The sequence below is a fragment of the Flavonifractor sp. An4 genome (assembly GCF_002161755.1).
GTDB lineage: Bacteria > Bacillota > Clostridia > Oscillospirales > Oscillospiraceae > Flavonifractor > Flavonifractor avicola.
On the sequence record NZ_NFIL01000059.1, the window covers coordinates 1 to 10,295 of the forward strand.

Below are 10,295 nucleotides of genomic sequence, written 5' to 3' on the forward strand. Positions count from 1 at the left end.
GCAAGTAACAGTCCTTACGCAGCTGGCAGACCGTATTACGCGTTGCACGCGTCCGCGAGGAACAGAGGGCTATGCCCGCATAGTGACAACCACCAGCTTCGCTGGTGGATGTGTTCATTGATGGAAATTAGAACTTCACGCGCTCGGCAATATAAGCCCTGACCTGGTCCATGGGAATGCGCACCTGCTCCATGGAGTCGCGCTCACGGATGGTGACGCAGTTGTCGGCGGGGGTGTTCTCGTCGCCCACGGTCTGGAAGTCCAGGGTGATGCAGAAGGGGGTGCCGATCTCGTCCTGGCGGCGATAGCGCTTGCCGATGGAGCCGGCGTCGTCGTAGTCCACCATGAAGTCCTTGGCCAGCTCATCACGCAGCTGCTGGGCGGGGCCGGCCAGCACTTCCTTCTTGCTCAGGGGCAGCACGGCACACTTGAAGGGGGCCAGAGCGGGGTGGAGGCGCAGCACGGTGCGGATGTCGTCGTTGCCCTTCTTGTCCTGGCCAACCACTTCCTGATCGAAGGCATCCACCAGGAAGGCCAGGGTCACACGGTCGGCGCCCAGGGAGGGCTCCACCACGTAGGGGATATAGTGCTCGCCGGTCTCCTGGTCGAAGTAGGTCATATCCTTGCCGGAGACGTTCTGGTGCTGGGTCAGGTCGTAGTCGGTACGGTCGGCCACGCCCCACAGCTCGCCCCAGCCGAAGGGGAAGAGGAACTCGAAGTCGGTGGTGCCCTTGGAGTAGAAGCACAGCTCTTCGGGGCTGTGGTCACGCAGCCGCAGGTTCTCCTCCTGCATACCCAGGCTCAGCAGCCACTCCTTGCAGAAGGAGCGCCAGTACTGGAACCACTCCATGTCGGTGCCCGGCTTGCAGAAGAACTCCAGCTCCATCTGCTCGAACTCACGGGTACGGAAGGTGAAGTTGCCGGGGGTGATCTCGTTGCGGAAGGACTTGCCCACCTGGCACACGCCGAAGGGCAGCTTCTTGCGGGTGGTGCGCTGGATGTTCTGGAAGTTGACAAAAATACCCTGGGCGGTCTCAGGCCGCAGGTACACGGTGTTCTTGGCGTCCTCGGTGACGCCCTGGAAGGTCTTGAACATCAGGTTGAACTGACGGATGTCGGTGAAGTTGTGCTTGCCGCAGGTGGGGCAGGGGATGTTGTGCTCCTCGATGAAGTTCTTCATCTCCTCCTGGGAGAAGGCGTCGATGGGCTTGGGCAGCTCCACGTTGTTCTCAGCGCACCAGTCCTCGATGAGCTTGTCGGCGCGGAAACGCTCCTTACACTCCTTACAGTCCATCAGAGGATCGGAGAAGCCGCCCAGATGGCCGGAGGCCACCCAGGTCTGGGGGTTCATGAGAATGGCGGCGTCCAGACCCACGTTATAGGGGTTCTCCTGGACGAACTTCTTCCACCAGGCCTTCTTGACGTTGTTCTTCAGCTCCACACCCAGAGGGCCGTAGTCCCAGGTGTTGGCCAGGCCGCCGTAGATCTCGGAGCCGGAGAAGATGAAGCCCCGGCCCTTACACAGGGTGACGATCTGCTCCATGGTCTTTTCGGTGTTTTTCATGGTACAATCAAACTCCTTTTGTTTGTGGTTACCTTCCCCCCTCAGGGGGGAAGGTGGCCCGCAGGGCCGGATGAGGGGGCGCGGGATAGAGGGAACCCCTCATCAGTCAGCCTACGGCTGCCAGCTTCCCCCCACAGGGGGGAAGCTCATGCTTGGCTCAGAGCATAAAAAACGCCCTGAGCCGTTTTTCGGCTCAGGGCGAACAAAATGTCCGTGGTTCCACCTGAATTCGTACCTGGCTGGTACGCTCTTCGTTCCCGGTAACGGCGGGGGACCGGCGGGGCATTGCCTCCCCGCGGCTCACGGGCGCCTTCCCTCCACCTCCGCCGAAGCCTTGCACCGTCCGGCTCCTCTCTGGTGCGGAAACATGGGGGTACTCTTCCCGATCACTGCCTTATCGCGGGCTATTCTATCATTTTTTCCCCCTACCGTCAAGGAGAAAAGGGGGAATCCTCACCGGCGTTCCATAATTTCGTCCAGCAGGGCGTGGGCGGCCTCCTCCTTGCTCATGAGGGGCAGTTCCTTGGCCCCGTCGGCGGCGATGAGGGTGAGCACGTTGGTGTCCACCCCGAAGCCTGCACCCGCCTGCTTCAGGTTGTTGGCGGCGATGAGGTCGATGTGCTTTTTCTCCAGCTTCTTTCTGGAGTTCTCCACCATGTCACGGGTCTCCATGGAGAAGCCGCACAGAAACTGCCCGGGCGCCCGGTGTTCCCCCAGCCAGGCCAGAATGTCGCCGGTGCGGCAGAGGGGGAGGGAGAGGTCGGAATCATTGCCGCTCTTTTTGATCTTGTCCTCCGCCACGGTGGCGGGGCGGTAGTCGGCCACGGCGGCAGCCTTGATGATGATATCCTGGTCGGGGGCACGGCTGGTCACCGCGTCAAACATATCCTGGGCGGACACAATGTCCACCACCTCCATGTAGGGGGGCTTTTTCAGGTTCACCGGCCCGGACACCAGGGTAACAGAGGCCCCCCGGGCGGCGGCGGCTTTGGCGATGGCGTAGCCCATCTTGCCGGTGGAGTGGTTGGTGAGATAGCGCACCGGGTCCAGAGCCTCCCGGGTGGGACCGGCGGTGACCAGCACCTTCAGGCCGGACATATCCTTCTCGTGGCTCAGGGCGTGGAGGACGGTCTCCAGCAGATCCTCCGGCTCGGGCATTTTGCCCTTGCCCACGGCCCCGCAGGCCAGACGGCCGCTGGCGGGCTCCACGATCTCCCAGCCGTATTTTCTCAAAATGTCCAGGTTGTCCTGGGTGACGGGGTTCTCGTACATTTTGGTGTTCATGGCGGGGGCGGCAATCTTGGGGCAGTTGCAGGCCAGAATAGTGGTGGTGAGCATATCGTCGGCCAGGCCGTGGGCCAGCTTGGCCAGCACGTTGGCGGTGGCGGGAGCCACCAGCACCAGATCGGCCTGGTCGGCCAGAGCGATGTGCTCCACCTGGAACTGATAGTTGCGGTCGAAGGTGTCCACGCTCACCCGGTTGCCGGTGAGGGACTCAAAGGTGTGGGGACCGATGAACTCGGTGGCATTTTTGGTCATGAGCACCTGGACGTTGGCCCCCTGCTTCACCAGGGCGGAGGCCAGGTTGGCGGATTTGTAGCAGGCGATGCCGCCGGTGACCCCCAGCAGCACGGTTTTTCCTTTTAACTGCATAGCAAGAAGCTCCTTATGATCTGTAGGGACGGCCTTCCGCCGCCGTGATGTGTCCCTCAATTATAGCAGACACAAAGTAAGTTTTCCACATTCCCATTGCATTTTGGGGATAAAACCGCTATAATAGCTCCGGCTGTCCCCGTCGGGGACCGCTGTACTCTCAGGAGACGGCAGGTCCCAGCCCATCGGTGGTCAGTCACCCAAAATATGCGCTGTATCCTCTTAAGAGGAACGGCAGCTGGAGGTAATTGAATATGAAAAAAGCGCTCACCCGGTCTCAGCGGAGCAAGCAGGTGCAGGGTATGGCCATTCTGGCTATGTTTACCGGCATCATCTTTTTGCTCACCTTTACACCCCTGGGTCTTATCGACCTGCCTGTGATCAAGGCCACCATTCTCCATGTGCCGGTCATCATCGGTTCCATTCTGCTGGGGCCCAAGAAGGGCGCGTTCCTGGGAGGAATGTTCGGTCTGTCCAGCATGATCAAAAATACGCTGGTACCCGGTCTTTCCTCCTTTGTGTTTTCCCCCTTCATTCCCGTGCCCGGCCTGGACCGGGGCAGCCCCTGGGCCCTGTTCATCTGCTTTGTGCCCCGTATCCTGGTGGGCGTCACCCCCTGGCTGGTGTACACCCTCATTAAGACCCTCTTCCGCAAGTCCAACGCCGGTATCCAGACGGTTGGCATGGTGATCGCCGGTATTGTGGGCGCGCTCACCAACACCGCCCTGGTCATGGGCTCCATCGGCGTCATCTTCACCGAGGCCTATGCCGCCGCCCAGGGCATCCCCGCCGACGCGGTGCTGGGCTTCATCCTGGGCATTGTGGCCGCCAACGGCGTGCCTGAGGCCATTGTGGCCGCCGTCATCACCCCCGCGGTGTGCGTGCCCATGGTGCGGGCTCTCAAGCTGGAGAAAGCTCCCGCTGCCGTTCAACCCGCCTGAGATGCTGCTCACCGTTGACATTGGCAACACCACCGTTGCCATCGCCGGCCTGCGGGGGGAGCAGGTGGCCTTTATAAAAAAGCTGCCCAGTGACCCCGCTCTGGACTGGGCCGCCGCCCTCAAAGAGCTGCTGGAGGGAGTAAAGGCCAAAGGGGCCGTTCTCTCCTCGGTAGTGCCCGCCCTTACCGGCCCGGTAGGGGAGGGGCTGAACGCCATCACCGGAAAGCCTGTCCTGGTGGTGGATAAAACCACCCACACCGGTCTGGATCTCAGCGGGTACGACACCGCCAACCTGGGCATGGACCGGGTGGTGGACTGCGTGGCCGCTCTGGCCCGGTATACCCCCCCGGTGGCCGTCTTTGACATGGGCACCGCCACCACCCTGTCGGTGGTGGACAAGGGCGGCCTCTTCCGGGGCGGCATGATCCTGCCCGGCCTGGCCCTGTCCCTGGAGGCCCTGTCCGCCCGGGCCGCTCAGCTGCCCCCCATCACGCTGTCCGCGCCGGAGGGGCTGCTGGGGACAGACACCGTGTCCTGCATGAAGTACGGCGCCCTCTACGGTGCCGCCGGAGCCATTGAGGGCATTGTCAGGCGTCTGGAGGAGGAGCTGGGTCCCCTGACGGTGGTGCTCACCGGCGGCAACAGCACTCTGGTACGCCCTCTGCTCTCCATCTCCACCGCCTGGGAGCCTCACCTGACCTTCCTGGGATTAGCAGAGATTTGGAAACAAAATAACTAATGAAAAAAGCACGCTGCACAGCAGCGTGCTTTTTTATTTCTCTTCTTTTTTCAGATCTTTCAGCAGCTTCAGCTTTTTGTGCTTGTACCACACGCAGTTGAAGATGTTGCCAATGATGAGGATATTGCCGCACAGGTAGAGCCACACCAGCATGATAATGATGGAGGCCAGGGACCCGTACACCAGGGAGTACCGGGAGGACAGGCCGATGAACCAGGAAAACAGGATGGAAAAGACGGAGAGCACCACCGCGGTCAGAAAGGCCCCGGTCATTACCGGCGGGCGTGGTTTGCCCTGGGGGGCGGCCACCCGGTACACCAGCATCACAAAGAGAAACACCAGCAGAAAGAGGAGCAGAAAGCGCATCCACTGCCAATCCCAGGGCAGGGAGTTGGTATCCAGATGGAGCAGCCGCTCCGCCGCCTGGAAGAGCCAGCCGCCGGTGAGGAGCACCACCAGGGAGAGAAAGATGGTGACCAGCAGCAGCAGGGCAAAGAGCACGCTGGCGATCACCTGCCGCAGGCCCCGGTAGCCCTTACGGCCGTAAATCTCCTCCATAATGTTCATCAGGGCCCGGAAGGCCGCCGAAGCAAAGAACACCGTCATGAAAACCCCTGCAATGAGCAGGCCGGGAGACTGATTGGTGGTGATATAGCCCACATACTCCATCAGAATATCCCGGGCCGCCCTGGGCAGCAGGGGGGAGGCGGCAGCCAGCACCTCCTCCAGATCCACCGGCAGCAGGCTGATAAATGCATTGATGCAGATGAGCAGGGGAAAAAAGGACAGGATGAGAAAGTAGGCCAGCTCCGCCGCCGAGCGGGAGATGTGCTTGGAGAAATAAATGTCCACCATCTCCAGCGCAAATTTCACCGGCTTCTTTTTCAGCAGCTCTTTGGGCATGGGCCCACCTCCCGGACACAGGTTCCTTTTAGATATACCATAAAATGGAAGATATTGCAAGGGGAGAGACCGGCCTGTCCCGTTTGGGCAGCAAAAAACCGCCTGCATGGCAGGCGGTTTCATGTTGACCACAGATTAGGCCAGCTTGTTCAGCTTGATGGTCATGGCGCTCTTCTTGTGCGCAGCGTTGTTCCGGTGCAGCAGACCATGAACCACGGCCTTGTCGACCGCCTTAACGGCCACCTTGTAAGCGCCCTCGGCCTCGCTGCGGTTGCCTTCAGCCAGCGCAGCCTCAAACTTCTTGATGTCGGTCTTGAGAGCGGACTTCGCGGCCTTGTTCTGCATGGCCTTGGTCTCGTTCACCAGGACACGCTTCTTGGCAGATTTAATATTCGGCAAACCAAACACCTCCTCCGATGACGATAGTAAATACACATAGTTTGCCTGTGCATTTTTACATTCTAGCAGGAAGCAAGAGAAATTGCAACAGTTTTTTTTAGGTTTTTTCACTTTTTTTGTATATGGGGCCGCTCTCCGCAAAAAATAGAGGCAAGCAGCATACAAAACACCATATCTTGGGGTGTACAGGAGGACGTATATGGAACAAAGACGGACGGATCTGGCGCTGGAGGCCGCCCAGCTGTGGCGGGAGGGGGGCAATACCGGGGAGCTGCCCGGCGTGACTCAGGAGGAATCCACCCGGGAGGGCTACCCGGTGACCACGGTCAAAGTGCTGGACGGCCGAGGGGCAGAGGCCATTGGCAAGCCGGTGGGCACCTATGTGACGGTGGACCTGTCGGCTCTGGTTCGCCGGGAGGAGGACGCCTTCGGCCGGGCGGCCCGGGCGGTGGCGGCCGAGCTGAAAGCCCTGCTCAAGCTGCCGGAAGGGGCCCCTGCCCTGGTGGTGGGGCTGGGCAACCGGGCTATCACCCCGGACAACATCGGACCCGCCGCCGCCGACCACACCATGGTCACCCGCCATCTGGTGGAGCAGGTGCCGGAGCACTTCGGCTCCTTCCGGCCGGTGGCCGCTCTGGCGGCGGGAGTGCTGGGCACCACCGGCGTGGAGAGCGGGGAGCTGGTGCGGGCGGTGACCGAGAAGATCCGCCCCTCCTGCGTCATTGCGGTGGACGCCCTGGCCTCCCGCAGCCTGAGCCGGGTGTGTACCACCGTCCAGCTGGCCGACACCGGCATCACCCCCGGCTCCGGGGTGGGCAACGCCCGGGCGGCTCTGGACCGGGCCAGCCTGGGGGTACCCGTTATCGCCGTGGGGGTGCCCACGGTGGTGGATGGGGCCACCCTGGCCGCCGACTTGCTGGCTGAGGCGGGCCAGGCCCATCTGGACCCCCAGGTCCTCCGGGGGGCAGGGGAGGGGCTGATGGTCACCCCCAGAGACATTGACGCCCGGGTCACCGACCTGGCCAAGGTGGTGGGGTTCGGCATCAACCTGGCCCTCCAGACCGGCCTGACGATGGAGGACGTGGAGCTGTTTCTTAGCTGAGGAGGCGGATACAAAAAAGACCTGCTGCAATCATGCAGCAGGTCTTTTGCCTTATTCTTCGTCCAATTTAAGCACGGCCATAAACGCCTCTGTCGGGATCTGAACCGTACCAAGGCTCCGCATCTTCTTCTTGCCCGCCCCACAAAGAGTTTGCTCTTTGTGGGGACCCCATTTTATTTCATATGCTCGGCGGAAGTGAATTCCGCCTGCGCCAAGGTTTTGGGACGTTGCCCCAAAACGCTTGTACGGCGCACAGCGCCGCCCCGCCTTGCGGGGCCCCGGAGGGCAACAAGAAGATGCTTTTCGTTTACTCCTCGTCCAGCTTAAGCACAGCCATGAACGCCTCTGTCGGAATCTGAACCGTACCAAGGCTCCGCATCTTCTTCTTGCCCTCTTTCTGCTTTTCCAGCAGCTTCTTCTTACGGGTGATGTCGCCGCCGTAGCACTTGGCCAGCACGTCCTTGCGCATGGCCTTCACGGTTTCCCGGGCAATGACCTTGCCGCCGATGGCGGCCTGGACCGGGACCTCAAAGAGCTGACGGGGGATGTTCTCCTTCAGCTTCTCGCACAGCCGCCGGGCACGGGGATAGGCCTTGTCCTTGTGGGCGATGAAGGAGAGGGCGTCCACCTGGTCGCCGTTGAGGAGCATATCCACCTTCACCAGCTCGGAGGGCTCGTACCGGTCCATTTCGTAGTCCAGAGAGGCGTAGCCCTTGGTGCGGGCCTTCAGGGTGTCGAAGAAATCGTAGATGATCTCGCCCAGAGGCATGGAGTAGTGGAGCTCCACCAGATTGGTGTCCAGATACTGCATATCCTTGTACTCGCCCCGGCGCTCCTGGCACATGGGCATGATGTTGCCCACATAGTCGGGGGGAGAGACGATGGATACCTTGGCGTAGGGCTCCTCCGCCATTTCAATGACGGCGGGATCGGGGTAGTTGTGGGGGTTATCCACCATGACCACGCTGCCGTCGGTCTTGGTGATGCGGTAAATGACGGAGGGCAGGGTGGTAATCAGGTCCAGGTCAAACTCCCGCTCCAGCCGCTCCTGGATGATCTCCATATGGAGCATCCCCAAAAAGCCGCAGCGGAAGCCGAAGCCCAGAGCCACGGAGGATTCCGGCTCGAAGGACAGGGAGGCGTCGTTGAGCTGGAGCTTCTCCAGGGCGTCCCGCAGGTCGGGGTACTTGGAGCCGTCCTCGGTGTAGATGCCGCAGTACACCATGGCCCGGGCGGGGCGGTAGCCGGGCAGAGGCTGGTTGGCGGGAGAATCGGCGCCGGTGATGGTGTCGCCCACCTGGGTGTCCTTCACGTTCTTGATGGAGGCGGTGAAGTAGCCCACCTCGCCGGCGATGAGCTCCTTGCAGCTCTCCATGCCCAGGGGGAGCAGGTGACCGCACTCCAGCACCTGATAAGTGGCGCCGGAGGCCATCAGCTTCACGTTCATGCCGGTCTTAATGGTGCCTTCCATCACCCGGAAGTAGACGATGACGCCCCGGTAGGCGTCGTACTGGCTGTCAAAGATCAGGGCCTTCAGGGGGGCATTGGGGTCCCCCTTGGGGGCGGGGACGTTCTTCACGATGTCCTCCAGCACGGCGGGGATATTGATGCCCACCTTGGCGGAGATCTCGGGGGCGTCCTGAGCGGGGATGCCGATGATATTCTCGATCTCGTCCTTTACCCGCTGGGGGTCGGCGGCGGGCAGGTCGATCTTGTTGACCACCGGCAGGATCTCCAGGTCGTGCTCCATGGCCAGGTAGGTGTTGGCCAGGGTCTGGGCCTCAATGCCCTGGGCGGCGTCCACCACCAGAATGGCCCCCTCGCAGGCGGCCAGGGACCGGGACACCTCGTAGTTGAAGTCCACATGGCCCGGGGTGTCGATGAGGTTGAGCTCGTAGGTGTTGCCGTCCTCGGCGGCGTAGTTGAGCTTGACGGCCCGGGCCTTGATGGTGATGCCCCGCTCCTTCTCCAGGTCCATGTTGTCCAGCAGCTGGGACTCCATCTCCCGGGCGGTGACGGCGTTGCACTGCTCGATCAGCCGGTCGGACAGGGTACTCTTACCATGATCAATATGGGCAATAATCGAAAAGTTACGGATTTTGGATTGGTCGGTCAAGGTCATACCTCCCGTAATGATGTGATTTTGGTGATGGGGTGGGGGGAAGGTCTGTTACTTCTCCCGGCGCTCTGCCGTCCGGCGGTTGATACGTTCGCCGGTATTGTGGATGATCTGGAGCAGGGACTGGTACAGGCCGGGATAGTTCTCCATCAGGGCGTCGTTGTTCATGGGAGGGAAGGCGCCCTTGTCCTTGACGTGGGCGGCCAGGGCCTCGGTGTAGTCGGCCTCGGCGCAGATCATGTCGGCAAAGGGCACCCCGGCGGTGAACTGCCGGGCGGGGACGGAGAAAAAGTCCTCGTTCTGGGTGCCGTCCGCCCGGTAGAGGTGGCGGAACAGCTTATAGATGGCGGTGCCCAGATAGTCGGCGGCGGCGTTGATGGCCTCCTTCTTGCCGGTCTTGCCCAGCAGGTCGAAGAGCACGCCGGTGGAGTTGACCAGCAGCTTCTTGTTCAGGGTGGCCAGGATGGAGCCGTGGAGCACGTTGTCCTTCTCGGTGGAGTAGTCGTACAGCTCCTCGGCGGCGATGGTGGTGCCGTCCCGGCTCAGGGTCCGGCCCAGCAGAAAGTCGGCGGATACGTTGTAGTAGTTGCAGGCCTTGATGACGAAGGCCAGGCCGGGCTCCCGGACGCCGTTTTCATAGTGGGACAGCAGCGCCTGGCTGATGCCCAGGTCCTTGGCCACCGCCCGCTGAGACGCGCCCTTCTCCTGCCGCAGCAGAGACAGGCAGCGGGAAAAATCAGAAGTCATAGCACACCTCTCCTCGTATAATAAGATTCAAAGTTAATAATTTCAGGCATCAGCAGGCATTGAGATGCCCGTGATACAATAGCTGTAGGACAGCAGGGTCAAGCTCTCCACCTCCTTGTTGAGCCACA

Annotated in this window: 9 protein-coding genes and 1 other annotated feature; of the genes, 3 read left to right on the forward strand and 6 right to left on the reverse strand. The window is 61.3% G+C overall.

All coding sequences use genetic code 11. The annotated features are described in order from the left end of the window. Window positions 1–127 precede the first annotated feature (127 nt). The gene (locus tag B5F94_RS14910) at window positions 128–1,564 is read right to left on the reverse strand and encodes a glycine--tRNA ligase (RefSeq protein ID WP_087331266.1); all 1,437 of its coding nucleotides are present in this window, start codon (window positions 1,562–1,564) and stop codon (window positions 128–130) included. 191 nt (window positions 1,565–1,755) lie between these two features. After that, window positions 1,756–1,963 (reverse strand) — a binding site (T-box leader). A 54-nt stretch (window positions 1,964–2,017) separates the two neighbouring features. Then, window positions 2,018–3,217 (reverse strand): bifunctional phosphopantothenoylcysteine decarboxylase/phosphopantothenate--cysteine ligase CoaBC, encoded by a 1,200-nt coding sequence (gene coaBC, locus B5F94_RS14915; protein ID WP_087331268.1) that lies wholly within the window; start codon window positions 3,215–3,217, stop codon window positions 2,018–2,020. A gap of 254 nt (window positions 3,218–3,471) precedes the next feature. Between coaBC and B5F94_RS14920 the strand changes: the two genes are divergently transcribed. Then, window positions 3,472–4,158 (forward strand): ECF transporter S component, encoded by a 687-nt coding sequence (locus B5F94_RS14920; protein ID WP_087187258.1) that lies wholly within the window; start codon window positions 3,472–3,474, stop codon window positions 4,156–4,158. 1 nt (window position 4,159) lies between these two features. Next, on the forward strand, window positions 4,160–4,897 hold the full coding sequence (locus tag B5F94_RS14925) for a type III pantothenate kinase (RefSeq protein WP_087331270.1): 738 nt from the start codon (window positions 4,160–4,162) through the stop codon (window positions 4,895–4,897). 33 nt (window positions 4,898–4,930) lie between these two features. Here the strand turns inward: B5F94_RS14925 and B5F94_RS14930 are convergent, their stop codons facing one another. Both B5F94_RS14930 and rpsT read right to left on the reverse strand, forming a co-directional pair. Beyond that, on the reverse strand, window positions 4,931–5,800 hold the full coding sequence (locus tag B5F94_RS14930; RefSeq protein WP_087267643.1) for a YihY/virulence factor BrkB family protein: 870 nt from the start codon (window positions 5,798–5,800) through the stop codon (window positions 4,931–4,933). A 135-nt stretch (window positions 5,801–5,935) separates the two neighbouring features. Next, window positions 5,936–6,199: a 30S ribosomal protein S20 gene (gene rpsT, locus B5F94_RS14935; protein ID WP_087187261.1), complete on the reverse strand. Its 264-nt coding sequence runs from the start codon at window positions 6,197–6,199 to the stop codon at window positions 5,936–5,938. A 199-nt stretch (window positions 6,200–6,398) separates the two neighbouring features. Here rpsT and gpr point away from each other — a divergent pair, with 199 nt between their 5' ends. Further along, the gene (gpr, locus tag B5F94_RS14940) at window positions 6,399–7,301 is read left to right on the forward strand and encodes a GPR endopeptidase (protein WP_087331272.1); all 903 of its coding nucleotides are present in this window, start codon (window positions 6,399–6,401) and stop codon (window positions 7,299–7,301) included. Window positions 7,302–7,608: 307 nt separating this feature from the next. On the opposite strand, the gene lepA is transcribed toward gpr, so the two are convergent. Both lepA and B5F94_RS14950 read right to left on the reverse strand, forming a co-directional pair. After that, entirely contained in the window at window positions 7,609–9,423 is a 1,815-nt protein-coding gene (gene lepA / locus B5F94_RS14945; RefSeq protein WP_164496944.1) for a translation elongation factor 4, read from the reverse strand. A gap of 48 nt (window positions 9,424–9,471) precedes the next feature. Next, window positions 9,472–10,167: a helix-turn-helix domain-containing protein gene (locus B5F94_RS14950; RefSeq protein ID WP_087331276.1), complete on the reverse strand. Its 696-nt coding sequence runs from the start codon at window positions 10,165–10,167 to the stop codon at window positions 9,472–9,474. Between the last annotated feature and the right edge of the window lie 128 nt (window positions 10,168–10,295).

Excerpts from the sequence above, each read along its gene's own strand:
- B5F94_RS14910 (WP_087331266.1), bottom strand. The coding sequence starts at position 1,564 with ATGAAAAACACCGAAAAGACCATGGAGCAGATCGTCACCCTGTGTAAG.
- coaBC (WP_087331268.1), bottom strand. The coding sequence starts at position 3,217 with ATGCAGTTAAAAGGAAAAACCGTGCTGCTGGGGGTCACCGGCGGCATC.
- B5F94_RS14920 (WP_087187258.1), top strand. The coding sequence starts at position 3,472 with ATGAAAAAAGCGCTCACCCGGTCTCAGCGGAGCAAGCAGGTGCAGGGT.
- B5F94_RS14925 (WP_087331270.1), top strand. The coding sequence starts at position 4,160 with ATGCTGCTCACCGTTGACATTGGCAACACCACCGTTGCCATCGCCGGC.
- B5F94_RS14930 (WP_087267643.1), bottom strand. The coding sequence starts at position 5,800 with ATGCCCAAAGAGCTGCTGAAAAAGAAGCCGGTGAAATTTGCGCTGGAG.
- gpr (WP_087331272.1), top strand. The coding sequence starts at position 6,399 with ATGGAACAAAGACGGACGGATCTGGCGCTGGAGGCCGCCCAGCTGTGG.
- lepA (WP_164496944.1), bottom strand. The coding sequence starts at position 9,423 with ATGACCTTGACCGACCAATCCAAAATCCGTAACTTTTCGATTATTGCC.
- B5F94_RS14950 (WP_087331276.1), bottom strand. The coding sequence starts at position 10,167 with ATGACTTCTGATTTTTCCCGCTGCCTGTCTCTGCTGCGGCAGGAGAAG.